The organism is Staphylococcus sp. Ze2 (assembly GCF_048568365.1).
Taxonomy (GTDB): domain Bacteria; phylum Bacillota; class Bacilli; order Staphylococcales; family Staphylococcaceae; genus Staphylococcus; species Staphylococcus xylosus.
This window is the reverse complement of the sequence record NZ_CP183486.1, coordinates 2,567,411-2,581,395: the sequence shown is the minus strand read 5'-3', so window position 1 is coordinate 2,581,395 and position 13,985 is coordinate 2,567,411. Positions and strand designations below refer to the sequence as shown.

13 protein-coding genes and 1 pseudogene are annotated in these 13,985 nt (G+C 30.6%); 12 read left to right on the top strand and 2 right to left on the bottom strand.

Annotated features, from left to right (window positions below; genetic code table 11):
* The first annotated feature begins 13 nt into the window (after positions 1-13).
* From ACM591_RS12210 to ACM591_RS12155, 12 genes and pseudogenes are all read left to right on the top strand, one after another.
* Positions 14-1,318, top strand: coding sequence for an HD domain-containing protein (locus tag ACM591_RS12210; protein ID WP_326026818.1), 1,305 nt, complete (start codon positions 14-16; stop codon positions 1,316-1,318).
* A gap of 254 nt (positions 1,319-1,572) precedes the next feature.
* Positions 1,573-2,088 carry a YwhD family protein gene (locus ACM591_RS12205; RefSeq protein WP_326026817.1) on the top strand — a complete coding sequence of 172 codons (516 nt, stop codon included), beginning with the start codon at positions 1,573-1,575 and terminating at the stop codon, positions 2,086-2,088.
* 320 nt (positions 2,089-2,408) lie between these two features.
* Positions 2,409-2,822, top strand: coding sequence for a DUF1934 domain-containing protein (locus ACM591_RS12200; RefSeq protein ID WP_029377813.1), 414 nt, complete (start codon positions 2,409-2,411; stop codon positions 2,820-2,822).
* The gene (gene argS, locus ACM591_RS12195; RefSeq protein WP_326008749.1) at positions 2,823-4,490 is read left to right on the top strand and encodes an arginine--tRNA ligase; all 1,668 of its coding nucleotides are present in this window, start codon (positions 2,823-2,825) and stop codon (positions 4,488-4,490) included.
* A 145-nt stretch (positions 4,491-4,635) separates the two neighbouring features.
* Entirely contained in the window at positions 4,636-5,274 is a 639-nt protein-coding gene (locus ACM591_RS12190) for an endonuclease III domain-containing protein (RefSeq protein ID WP_029377811.1), read from the top strand.
* Between the two features lie 227 nt (positions 5,275-5,501).
* Positions 5,502-6,383, top strand: a complete 882-nt coding sequence (locus tag ACM591_RS12185) for an ABC transporter substrate-binding protein (RefSeq protein ID WP_135059065.1) — start codon at positions 5,502-5,504, stop codon at positions 6,381-6,383.
* A gap of 270 nt (positions 6,384-6,653) precedes the next feature.
* The gene (locus ACM591_RS12180; protein ID WP_326026815.1) at positions 6,654-7,604 is read left to right on the top strand and encodes an iron ABC transporter permease; all 951 of its coding nucleotides are present in this window, start codon (positions 6,654-6,656) and stop codon (positions 7,602-7,604) included.
* A 68-nt stretch (positions 7,605-7,672) separates the two neighbouring features.
* Positions 7,673-8,417: pseudogene (locus ACM591_RS12175) on the top strand (HAD family hydrolase).
* The gene (locus ACM591_RS12170; protein WP_135059067.1) at positions 8,374-9,174 is read left to right on the top strand and encodes an alpha/beta fold hydrolase; all 801 of its coding nucleotides are present in this window, start codon (positions 8,374-8,376) and stop codon (positions 9,172-9,174) included. Before ACM591_RS12175 ends, ACM591_RS12170 begins: the two are co-directional and overlap by 44 nt.
* Positions 9,175-9,513: 339 nt before the next feature.
* The gene (locus ACM591_RS12165) at positions 9,514-10,020 is read left to right on the top strand and encodes an SA0570 family protein (protein WP_029377806.1); all 507 of its coding nucleotides are present in this window, start codon (positions 9,514-9,516) and stop codon (positions 10,018-10,020) included.
* A 279-nt stretch (positions 10,021-10,299) separates the two neighbouring features.
* Entirely contained in the window at positions 10,300-11,010 is a 711-nt protein-coding gene (locus tag ACM591_RS12160; RefSeq protein WP_029377805.1) for a hypothetical protein, read from the top strand.
* 203 nt (positions 11,011-11,213) lie between these two features.
* Complete coding sequence (locus ACM591_RS12155; protein ID WP_326026814.1) at positions 11,214-12,017, top strand: alpha/beta hydrolase; 804 nt, start codon at positions 11,214-11,216, stop codon at positions 12,015-12,017.
* 259 nt (positions 12,018-12,276) lie between these two features.
* On the opposite strand, the gene sarA is transcribed toward ACM591_RS12155, so the two are convergent.
* Positions 12,277-12,651 (bottom strand): global transcriptional regulator SarA, encoded by a 375-nt coding sequence (gene sarA, locus ACM591_RS12150; RefSeq protein ID WP_029377803.1) that lies wholly within the window; start codon positions 12,649-12,651, stop codon positions 12,277-12,279.
* A gap of 364 nt (positions 12,652-13,015) precedes the next feature.
* Complete coding sequence (locus tag ACM591_RS12145) at positions 13,016-13,960, bottom strand: HlyD family efflux transporter periplasmic adaptor subunit (protein WP_418354388.1); 945 nt, start codon at positions 13,958-13,960, stop codon at positions 13,016-13,018.
* Positions 13,961-13,985: the final 25 nt, after the last annotated feature.

The following is a 13,985-nucleotide window of genomic DNA, read 5'->3' as shown; positions in this document are numbered from 1 at the left end:
TATGGATAGGAGAATGACATTGACTTTTACAACATATGCTACACAAAAATTACCAGAAGAAAAAGTGTTTAAAGATCCCATTCATAGGTACATTCATGTAAGAGATCAAGTAGTTTGGGATTTAATCAAGACAAAAGAGTTCCAACGTTTGAGAAGAATTAAGCAATTAGGTACATTATATCTCTCATTTCATACAGCTGAACATAGTAGATTTGGTCACTCACTTGGTGTATATGAAATCGTGCGCAGAATAATCGATGATTCATTTGATGGACGAGAGGCATGGGATAACAATGATAGACCATTAGCCTTATGTGCAGCCTTATTACATGATTTAGGACATGGACCTTTTTCACATAGTTTTGAAAAAATATTTAATACAGATCATGAAGCTTTTACACAAGCGATAATCACTGGACCAACTGAAGTTAACGAAGTTTTAAAACGCGTGTCAGAGGATTTTCCGCAACAAGTAGCTGATGTAATTAACAAAACACATGAAAATAAATTAGTAATCTCAATGATATCTTCTCAGATTGATGCAGATAGAATGGATTATTTACAGCGTGATGCTTATTTTACAGGCGTATCTTATGGACAATTTGACATGGAACGTATATTAAGGCTGATGAGACCTTCTAAAGATGAGGTTCTTATTAAAGAGAGTGGTATGCACGCCGTTGAGAATTTTATCATGAGCCGTTATCAAATGTATTGGCAAATATACTTTCATCCGGTAAGTAGAGGTGGCGAAGTATTATTAAATAATTGCTTAAAACGAGCGAAACAATTGTATAACGAAGGTTACACATTTAAAATGTATCCGACTGATTTCATACCTTTCTTTGAAGAGACTATGACAATTGAGCAATACGTTGATTTAGATGAAGCGGTTGTATTATATTATTTAAAAGCTTGGATTAATGAAGACGACCCTATATTGAGTGACTTATCTCGTCGTTTCATTAATCGCGATTTATTTAAATATATGCCATTTGATGGCTCTATTATAACGATTACAGAATTAACGGATTTATTTATTCAAGCAGGGATTGATCCAAACTATTATTTCGTAAGTGAGTCTTTTTCAGATTTACCATATGATTACGACAGACCAGGATCTGATAGAAAACCAATCCATCTGCTAAAAAGAAATGGTAAGACTCGGGAAATAAGTAGCCAATCGCTAGTTATCCATAGTATTACAGGCATTAATAGAGAAGATTATAAATTGTATTATCCTAAAGAATTAATTTCTCAAATAGAAGATGACCAAATAAAGAATGCTATTAATAGCATTTTAGATGAGTTGAATTAGCTTTAAGTGGAGTTGTTACATTTACTTAACATGTGATTAAGTAAGCAAATATAGCGTTAAGTAATAACAATCTAATAATTTAGCAGAAATTAAAAGTTATAATGAGATTTCAGATATACAGCTAAATTGCATATGATTTACGTATATACTTAACACAATAAAACATCACTGTTAAACTCAATATTTAGTAGACAATAATTGATTAAGTTCAAAAACTATTATAAATTTAATGAAAATGCGGGAGGTGTGCGATAATGGCTGAAAATAAAGGGTTTAAATTCAATATTATCAAAAATGATCCACTAGACGGGCATAAGGGTACAAATATAGGCTCAATAAGTTTAGACAACGTAGCGCCTGTCTTTATAGATGTACAAAATAAAGAGGCTTTTATTGATATAGGTGGTATGCACGCACGTTCGAGCGTTGAAAAAGGCGTTAAATGGATTAAAGAAAAAGAAGTAGTAGAAGGTGACGAAGCGAAGCCATATTGGCTATGTTGGGTTACAACTGAAAGAGGAGAAAATGGACCTTACTATGCCGGTGTTACAGCTTGCTACTTATTAGTAAATAAGAGTATTCGTAGAGGGTATAAGAGTATGCCTGAACATGTTAATATGATGGATAAATCAATGAAACATCAAATCGAAATAGATCATATTGGTGAAGAAAATAAAGTTGTGTTAAGAGAATTTCTTGAATCACATGATGCAGATATGTGGCGTAATTCTACAGCACTATTACATGAAACTTTAAAAGCGAATAATTAATGATATCGGGAGATGGCTAAACCTTTAAATAAGGTATTGCTATCTCCCTTTCGCTATATTAAATTAAGTGAAAGTTTGATTTAATATTGATACGCAGTTACTTTCTACTGTGCTAACTTTTCCTATACCTAAAAAGATATGATTTACTTTATACGTATACAATCGTAGGAGTTTGTCTATATAATTTCTTTATTTTGTATAGATATACGTTATTTAAAGAAAATAACTCTATGATAAAAATCGTTTTCTCAACTGTAATGCGTATATTAAGTATGCTATAATGGTGTGTATTATTTTAAAAGATTAGGGTGAAACGTACATTGGAAAACAATGTTAATATCCAAACTAAACAAGTTGTTAAACAATTTGATAATAAAGAAAAATTTAATGTGAATACACGAGGCACATGGCAAAAACGAAACGCTGAGTTTATACGTTATCAAGAAGAAGTTAATGAAATGACTGTCAATGTGACAGTTAAAATTGAAGAAACTGGTGTGAAAATTATTCGTAAAGGTGATATCAATATGAATCTTCATTTTGTTGAAGGTGAGGATACAATTACTTTATACGAAATTAGTGGTGGTCGAATTCCGTTAACTGTACGTACACACTCTATTTTACATTTTGTATTAGATGATGGCGGTAAGTTAAAAGTGCATTATGATTTAATTCAAGATGAAGAAAAAATGGGTTCTTACCAATATGAAATTATTTATAAGGAGACGCCGTAAATGAATATAATTGATCAAGTGAAACAAATATTGATAGAAGAAATCAAGCATAGTATAGAGCAAGCAGAACTTGCAGACGCAAGTGAAATTCCAGAAATTAAAGTTGAAATCCCTAAAGATACTTCTAATGGTGATTATTCAACGAACATTGCAATGGTTTTAACCAAGATTGCGAAACGTAATCCACGTGAAATTGCCCAAGCAATCGTAGACCATTTAGATACAACTGCAGCAAATGTTGAAAAAGTACAAATTGCTGGACCTGGTTTTATAAATTTTTATTTAGATAATGCTTATCTAACCGCTATCATCTCAGAAGCTATAGATAAAGGCACTGAATTTGGAAGCACAGAAGAAAAAAATGGTAAAAACATATTACTAGAATATGTGTCTGCAAATCCAACTGGAGATCTACACATTGGGCATGCACGTAATGCGGCTGTTGGTGATACATTGGCTAATATTTTAACTGCAGCAGGTTATAATGTAACTAGAGAATATTACATTAATGATGCTGGTAATCAAATTACCAATTTAGCGCGTTCTATTGAAGCACGCTATTTTGAAGCGCTTGGTGATTACTCATTTGAAATGCCAGAGGGCGGATACCACGGAAAAGATATTATTAATATTGGTAAAGATTTAGCTGAAAAGCAGCCAGAATTAAAAGATCTAGATGAAGAAACGCGTATTAAAACATTTAGAAAATTAGGCGTCGATTATGAAATGGAAAAATTAAGAACAGATTTAGCTGATTTTAATACCCATTTTGATAGTTGGTTCAGTGAAACGACTTTATATGAAAAAGGCGAAATCACAGAAGTGCTTAATAAAATGACTGAACTTGGTTATACTTACGAAAAAGATGGTGCTACATGGTTACGTACTACTGATTTTAAGGATGATAAGGACAGAGTATTAATCAAAAATGATGGTAATTACACTTATTTCTTACCAGATATTGCATATCACTTTGATAAAATTGAGCGTGGTAATGATACTTTAATCAATTTATTTGGTGCTGACCATCATGGTTATATCAATCGCTTAAAAGCTTCGCTTGAAACATTTGGTGTGGATAGTGAACGTCTTGAGATACAAATTATGCAAATGGTGCGTTTAATGCAAGACGGAAAAGAAGTTAAAATGAGCAAACGTACAGGTAATGCTATTACGTTACGTGAAATTATGGACGAAGTGGGCGTAGATGCTGCTCGTTATTTCTTAACAATGCGTAGCCCTGATACACACTTTGATTTTGATATGGAACTTGCTAAACAAGAATCACAAGATAATCCAGTTTATTATGCTCAATATGCACACGCGCGTATTTGTTCTATATTGAGACAAGCGGCTGAAAGAGGTATTACGCCTTCTAAAGACGCAGATTATTCACTTATTACAAATGACAAAGCAATTGATTTGTTGAAAAAAATTGCTGAATTTGAGACTACAATACAAAGTGCTGCTACGAATAGAGCGCCACATAGAATTACAAACTATATTCAAGATTTGGCTTCACATTTCCATAAGTTTTATAATGCTGAAAAAGTGCTGACAGATGATGAAGATAAGACAAAAGCGCTTATTGCTTTAGTAGATGCAGTGAGAATTACATTGCATAATGCGCTTGATTTAGTTGGTGTGACTGCACCAGAATCAATGTAATGAGTAAATAAAAGAGAGCTAGTATGAAATTTGTTATTTTTGAGTGTGCTGATGTCAGCTTACTTAAAAAAATAATAAATCGTGCTAGCTCTTTTTATTGTGTTAAAATTTGAAGAAAATCAAACATATTTAGGGGAAGATTCAAGTGAATTTAGACACCGAAACGTTATATCGTAAATTATATCATCACATGGGTCCACAAGGTTGGTGGCCTGCCGATACAAAAGTTGAAATTATGTTAGGAGCAATTTTAGTTCAAAATACGAATTGGAGAAATGCTGCATATGCAATTGAATCTCTTAAACATAAGACTTCATTAGAAACCCAACAAATACTAAATTTAGAAATTGAAACTTTGCAAAAGGTTATAAGATCTAGTGGATTTTACAAAAGTAAAGCACAAACGATTCATGCTTTATTTAGATGGTTAGAGCAATTTGATTTTGATTATGAAGCCATTAACAAATATTTTCAAGAAAATCTTCGTAAAGAATTGTTAAGTATAAAAGGTATTGGGAGTGAGACGGCAGATGTTTTACTTGTCTATATTTTTGGTGGTGTTGAATTTATACCGGACAGTTATACGCGAAGAATATATTATAAATTGGGTTATGATCATACTACGAGTTACGAAAAGCTTAAAAAACATGTCGCACTGCCAGATAGTTTTACTAATCAAGATGCAAATGAATTTCATGCACTATTAGATAATTTTGGTAAAGCATACTTTAATGGTGGTGGAACAAGCAAAGTTGATTTTTTAGAAAAATACTTCGTACGATGATTTTAATTAAAAAAGATTTGTATGTGAAAATTGTGATTTGCTCATATTGTTTCAATTACGTTGATATAAGAGCAAAACTTTATGTGAAGCACTGGGAAACTGTCCGCTATCTTCATGAAATTATGTCAATATCTGTCTGAATTTGAAACAAAATATTACAAAAAAATAATTAAAAATGTATTGGGATTTGGTATGATAAAAGAAAATTGATAATAGGAGTTAAGGAAATGAAAAAGCAATTTAAAATAGTATGTCTTTTTATTGTTATGTCTATGCTTTTAGTAGCATGTGGTACAAATTCTAATCAATCAGAAAAAAATGAGCAGTCAGAAAATCATAATTATAAACGAATTGTATCGTTGATACCAAGTAACACTGAAATTTTATATGAATTAGGTTTAGGAGACAGAGTGGTTGGTGTTTCAACTGTAGATGATTATCCGAAAGAAGTAAAAGATAAAAAACAATTTGATGCGATGAAATTAAATAAAGAAGCATTGTTGAAGGCTAAACCTGATTTGATTTTGGCGCATGAATCTCAAAAGTCTACGAGTGGTAAAATACTCAATTCACTAAAGGAAAATGGCGTGAAAGTTGTATATGTCAAAGATGCTCAATCCATTGATGAAATGTATAAAACATTTTATCAAATAGGGGATGTCACTGGTAAAAATAAAGAGGCTAAGGCACTTGTAAATGAAACAAAATCAAATATTAAAGAAGTTAAAGATACGATTCCTGAAAATGCTAAAGCCCAAAAAGTATTTATGGAGGTATCATCTGAACCAGAAATATATACTGCAGGTAAAGAAACATTTTTTGATGATATGCTAAATCAATTAAAAGTAGATAACAGCTTTTCTAATTTAACAGGATGGCAAAAAGTTAGTAAAGAAGATATCATTAAGAAGAATCCTGATATTTTGATATCTACGATGGGAATTTCAAAATCAGAATACGAGAAAGTTATTGATCAACGTGGCGGTTTTAATGAAATTAATGCGGTAAAAAAGAATAACATTGAAGCGATAAATGGAGATCAAATTTCACGTCCAGGCCCGAGAATCGATGACGGATTGAAAGCGTTAAGAGATGCAATTTATAAATAATAAGTATAGAAAAGGTTGTAATTATCATAAGGAGCTTTAAACATGATAACTGATGCGTAATATGTTGAGTATTACATACTTCCTTGCTAGAATGTGAAAAATGTTAGTTAGTCGTGAGGGACGGAATGTAAACCTAAGCAAAAGTTTAGAGTTATGTTTCGTTCTCTTTTTATAATTTAAGAAAAACATACGATTAAATATAGTGTTAATGGATTACAGGTGGTATTGTAATAGTTGAAATATGTAAGTGAAAGCGTGGCTTAGAAAGCAATGAGATATTATAAAGCAATCATCATATGGTCAATACTTCTTATAACGAGCATTTTATTAAGTTTGGTGTGGGGGATTGGACATGTGAACGATACATTATCCCAAACAATTTTATATCAAGTGAGAATGCCGAGAATGTTGCAAGCATTATTTGCAGGAGTAGGTTTAACATTAGCGGGACATATGTTTCAAACTTTGCTAAATAATCCCTTAGCAGATAGTTTCACTTTAGGTCTTGCAAGTGGTGCTACGTTTGGATCGGGTTTAGCTGTTGTTTTAGGTGTTTCATTTATATGGTTGCCAATATTTTCAGTAGTATTCAGTATAATTACACTAATCTTAGTTATTGCTTTAACTACAGCTATGTCAAAAGGCTATCCAATTAGAACATTAATATTAGCTGGAATTATGATAGGGGCACTATTTAATGCGTTTTTATATGTTTTGATTATATTTAATCAAAGTAAGATGAAGAATATAGTAAATTATATGTTTGGCGGATTTTCATCTGCAGAGTACAATGAAGTCATTTATATTGGTGTTGTAACCCTAATAAGTGTGATAATACTATTCGGTATGATTTCTAAAATAAAGTTATTACAACTTGGAGATTTACGTGCGCAATCATTAGGACTAAGTGTGAAAAGCGTGACGTATATTTTATTGTTAATTGCTTCAATTATGACTGCAGTTATTGTGGCATATGTGGGTGTTATAGGATTTATTGGAATGGTTATTCCTCAACTTGTAAGACGAAACAGTGTGCATTATAATTTAGGTCAACAAATGGTACTGAACATGATAATAGGTGGTACAATTATGGTACTCTCAGATTGGTTGGGAAGTAGGTTGTTAGATCCTTTCCAAATCCCAGCTAGTATTATTTTAGCTTTACTTGGTATCCCAGTATTATTTTATATTATGATAACACAATCGCGTGTTCATGGTTAGATAGTTCTATTTAAAATATAAAGCAAAATTTGCCTGTTTGAAAAATTGTAAATAAAGAGGTTATGATAATGGACTTAACACAAGTTAAAGCGGTCGTATTTGATTTAGAAGGTACACTTTTAGACCGAAAAAAATCACGTGAAAAATTTATTGAAGAGCAATATGAGCGATTTCACGATTATTTGGTGCGTATTCAACTTGAAGATTTTAAAAGAAAATTTATTGAGCTAGATGATGATGAAGATCATGATAAACCAGAACTGTATAAAGCAATTATTAAAGATTTTCACGTCGATCGTTTAACTTGGAAAGATTTATTTCATGACTTTGAGATGCATTTTTATCGTTATGTCTTTCCATATTACGATACATTATATACGTTAGAAAAATTGACAAACAGTGGTTATTTAACAGGTGTCATAGCTAATGGTAAATCTAAGATAAAGCAATATCGAATGCATGCGTTAGGTGTAGAAGATGCTATAAACTACTTATCCACTTCAGAAACTGTTGGCTATCGTAAACCACATCCGAAGATTTTTGAAGATATGTTAGATCAATTAGGCACAAAACCAGAAGAGACAATGTACGTGGGTGATGACCCACTAAATGATGTAGCGCCAGCAAGAGCGATGGGAATGGTTAGTGTGTGGTTTAAAGAAGAACAAACAGTCGATGTAGAACCTTTACTAGAAGAAGTTGACTTTACAATCAACACTACTGAAGAACTGTTATCTATATTACCTATTGGAAAGAAAGGGAGATAATTATGAATCTATTTACAACAAGAGATGGTGTAGCCTTAAATTATAGAACGAGTGGAGAAGGCAATGTGATAGTGATGATACACACTGCTTTAGACAATTTAACTGTTTTTAATGACATTGAAGAGAAATTTAATAAGCATAATCAAGTTTTATTAGTTGATTTACGTGGTCATGGTTATTCAGATAAGCCAAATGAAATTAATTTTGAAACATATGCACAGGATATTAAAGCGTTATTAGATCACTTATATGTAACTCAGTGTTCATTTATCGGCCATGAATTAGGGGCTTCTGTTGCGGTATCATTTGCATCATTATATCCAGATATGACAAGTTCATTAACATTAATCAATGCAACTTTATTGAGTGATATGTCACCTGAGGAACGCTTGTATCGAAAGCACGCTGACCTGATTAGAAATTGGGATAAAGAAGCGCAACAAAAATTCCTAGATAAGCATTTATATTATTCTAAACGCAAAGCCAAAAAATTCTTGAAACAAGTAGATAATACAAACAACATTGCAACAAAATCAGAATTAAATGCTGTGAAAGATTCGTTTAATGATAATAATATTATGCGTTACTTAAGTACAGTTAATTCACCGACTTTAATTATTGTAGGTCAACATGGTGAGAGAACTACCGTTGTTGAAGCAAAAGAAGTAGGTGACTATATAGGAGAAGTGAAATTTGATGTTTTTACAGCATCAGGGTTATATCCATTTGTGGAAGAGAAAGAGAAATTTGTAGATGTTGTAACTACATTTATTAAAGCACATGAGCCAACGATGTTGTACTAAATACAGTATTGTAAGCAAATCAAAAGCTAATTATAGCGTTTGGTTTGCTTTTTTTGAAGCTAAAAATTGATTAGATAGGTGAATATTACTGTGAGAGTAACAGATATGATTAAATAATAATATGAAATAGTTGATCGAGAAAATTGTGAAAATGAGACAATTTCATTTAGCTAACGAGTAATAACATAATTTGTAGTCGTTAAAATATAAATGTTACTTTGATTACAGAATGATAGGTTTTTGTAATATTTTTGTAACACCACTGTTATTTTAGTAATGTTTATAGTACAATATAGATAAGCACAAGATAACTTATATATACAGAAGGAGAGAGTGCTTATGAAAAAAGTATTTGCAGCAATCCTAGTTTCAGGCTTAGCGATCTCTGGATTTAGTACAGGTAGTGTTGACGCAGCATCAGGTAACTCTATCCAAAGTGTTAAATCACTTCAACAAGGAGATACAACGCTAGAAGGTGCTAAAATAGGCGCTTCTATACAAAGTGTATTGAATGAAAATAACGCACCAATTTATTCATATAGTCCTGATGGTAATGAACATTATTATGAATTTAAAAAAGAAAACGGTGTGCTTGTTGTGACGGCAGACGGTAAGAAAAACAAAGGTAAAATTATCCGCGTTTCTATGAGTTACAATGATACAAATGGCCCAACATATAAAGATGTTAAATCACAGGTAAGTAAAAACGCTGTTACACGTGAACATTATAATAATGTCACTGGTAACTTTGGTTATGTACAAGATGATGAATTATCTTATCAATTTAGTTCAGCATCACCAAGTGATAAAGATATCAAATTATATCGTATAGATATGGGTAAATAACATTTACTTTGTAATATTTTAGCGAATTGTGTGGTAGCGAATTAGAATTTTGATGGTTGAATAGTATGACTTTAAAAAGTGGTTCTTTAAAGTAGGACTTAAACTACCAATATTAATTGAGAGGCTAAGACATTTATTAATGTCTTAGCCTCAATTTATTGTTAAAATAGTAAGTAATATGAGAATATTAACTGAATTAAAGGTTATATTATTTTATTTTAATGATTTTAAAATAGCGAGTCATTACATAAATTAAAAAATGATTTAAAGGAGCCAATCATGAGAGTTAACGACAAAGTTTTAGTAGAAAATATAAATGACTATTTTACTCATAAAGGGCTTTCTCCTAATTTAATAGACGATATTAAAGAGAAACTAAAAAAAGATTTAAAAAAATCAGAAGCAAAAGATGAAGATTATATAGAATATAGACGTAAATCACCAGCTGAAATTATTTTAACTATACAACGTAATTTATTCACTTTACAATTGAATCCTATCATATTTTTTATTGTGAATTTTATCCTGTTATCTTACCTATATGATAAACAATATGTACCATTCCAAGCAGCTACGGGCACTTCTATTTTTTATTGTCTAGTGATTTTACCAATTTCAATTTTTATATATTTAAGAATTGATTGGAAAAATTATCTGTATAGTAATAAATTCGAAATGGTTATAGGATTAGGTGTCGCTGTTGTATCGATGATTCTAGTTGTCTTGCAAGGCTTTAATGTCAATTTAGGGATTGTTGCTGTTACAATTCATGCACATCAAGCTGTATTTTTTATTGGTATTTTATTTAGTGTATCCGGTCTGTATTTTAGAAGATTAGAATTTACAGGTATTGGTTTACTTTTATGTCAAAAAACCATTGATGCCATGATAAGCAACTCAAGTATTACACAAAGTGCTTCTATAGTTATTTGGATCTTACTACTTATAGTGATTATTTATTATACTATTCGAATCTCTTCACGAAAATAATATTAATGTTTGTATTAATTAAAAAGTGAACCAAAACACGTGGCATTTATTCAAAGTCTTATGACTACAAAATGGTAAGTGTTTTTATTGTATCTAAAATGTTTATAAATCATAACAGAATATAAAATAATTAAAAATAAAAAATATAGCATACGCACTTTAGAAATGGGGTATATTACCTTTGTAAGGGGAGGTGACCCATAATGAAAAAATTAGTAACAAATTGTAACAACGAGATTGCTTACATCCGAGAGGGTCAAGGTTTTCCTATTATATTAATCCATGGACTTGATGGTAATATGGCTTCATTATTTAGTTTAAAAGAGGAATTAAAGCAACATTATGAAGTTATTGTTTACGATGTTAGAGGTCACGGTAAATCATCTAAACCCAATTCATTTAATTTGGAAGATCATGTAGAAGATTTAAAGGGATTGATGACAAAGTTAGATATTTCAACGGCGCATATTATTGGGCATGATATGGGCGGCTTGATTGCAAAGTATTTTAATGATAGTTATAACTCGATGGTAAAGACGCTAACATTGATAGCATGTAATTTAATCGATAGCGTACATGGATTAAATAAATTGATGATTGAACATCAAGATGAAATTGAAGGTTTCGATAAGTCAGAATCACTTATTTTATTGTTACCATATATGTACCAAGCAGAAGATAAGGCGAAAAGATGGTTCCAAAACCAACTTATCTATAGTAGACAATCGGCAGAAGATAGTGCCGTAGCCACGAGAGCATTAATGGAATTTCCAGTATTTAATAAAGATGTTGTTATTAAAAATACGGAGACACCAACATTAATTATTAATGGAAAATATGATTCATTAGTTCCTAGTGAAGTAATAGAAAAGTATCATTATGCATTTACTTCACTGAAAATGGTAGAATTTGAACATTCTGGTCATGCACCACATATAGAAGAGCCGAAACATTTTTTAGATGTTTATAGTGATTTTATAAATGTTACAGAGTATCAAAAATATTGAAGTGGTATTTTTGGTATTCTGTTCTTTATACATTGTACTAATGATAAGCACTTGAAAATACCTTACATAAAAATAAACCTAAGACATAATAAATCATGTCTTAGGTTTATTTTTTAATTTGAATATGCTGATTAAAATTAAAATAAGCGCTTCTAACAAGCGCTATAAGCTTTTTATTAATAAGTTATGCCTACTAGAGTAGCCAGGAACCGAATTTAAAAAATAAAGTTTCTGTCACTCTAATTTTTCAACGAAAGGTTTATACTTCTTTATCGTCGTTTGCTGCTTTAATACGGTCGTTAACACGTGATAATAACTCATTAATTTTTTTGCGTTGTTTTGTGTTTACTAAAATTAATACAGTTCTTTCATCATGTTCATTACGTTTTTTATCAAAATAGTCCTCTTGTGATAAGTTTTTTACTGCTTTAACAACTTGAGGTTGTTTATAGTTTAAGTGGTTAATAATATCTTTTAAATAATATTCTTCACTTTCGTGCTCACTAATATATGTTAATACAGCAAACTCCTCAAAACTTACAGAAAATTCCTTTTTGATAATACTTTTTAATTTATCAGCGTAAGTAACCATAGCTAATAATTCAAAGCAATCATTGATTTTGGTGATAGCCATCCTATTATTCCTCCCTAATTCTATATGCCCAATCAAATATACATATTAAAAATGTTTTTGTATAATTATTTGTCTTAATTCAAAGTGTAAAACAAAGAGTTTATCATAATCTATGGCTTAATTATATTTGGGTAAAATATATTAAAACCACTATTATTTAGTTTATTATAACTAAATAAAAATAGAAAGTAAACAAAAAACTGTTTAAGCGTTACGTAAATGATTTCAGATATTAATTCAATTCTATACATACCAATGATTGAATTGAAATTAATATATCTTTGTTTCAATTTTCCGTAATTTGATAAAAATAGTAAATAAGCGTTTTGTATTTAAAGGTAATTGCTATTTATACTGTGTACATCTAATTTTGAGATGCTAATGTATCAGCATTTTTAGCGATTATGTCTCCTTGTCTTAAACCTTCAAGAATTAATACATCTTTTTTATTACCCATATTTTGTGTTTTGATAACCCGTTTAATAAATTTTTTATTTCTTTGTAAGAAAACAAATTTATTATCATATATTGCAGTCTTCGGTATTACAATTTTTTTATTAGGTTTTTCAATATTATAATGCTTGCCATATAATGATTTTAAGTTAGTACTTACTTCTACATTATATTGCGAATTTTTAGCTGTAGAATCAAATTGTATTGGTAATTTAGAAATATATGTTATTTCACCAGTGAAAATTCTTTGATTGTCATCTTTAAGCAATACTTTATCATTTTCATGTAATTGTGTTATCAGTGATTCAGAAACAACAGATTTGATTATAGCATTAGAATTAAAAATTTGCAGAATAAGTTCTTTATCTTTAGTAGGAAAATTTTGGTTTATATGGATGTTACCATCAAGCGGGGCATAAATGACGGTACGTAACGTCGACTGTAATGATTCAATTTCTGATTGCGTCTTGCTGATTTCATTACTAATAATTGGCTGTGGTCTTGGATTCTTTTGCTTTAAGACGGAAAGATATTTTGGCTTGTTAGCAATGAGACGTTCGGCGTGAGGATTGTAATATTCGAAAAGTGGTTGATTTTTTTTAACACTGTCATTATTTTTTATAAACCAATTATGAATATAGCCTTTATCTGTTTCGGATAATAGATTGGTTATTTGGGTTGGGTAATACATGCCTGTAAAGTTATAGGAGGGTTCATACTTAATTTTGATAGTTTCTATATGAGCGTTGGTTTGATTAGGGGATATTGATTTTAAATAGTACCAACAAAATAAGGCAATACTACTTAAAATTATTAATAATATAAGTAATGCAAAAATTTTTCGCAATAAGGTCACCTCTTGTTGTTAATATAGTTTGATT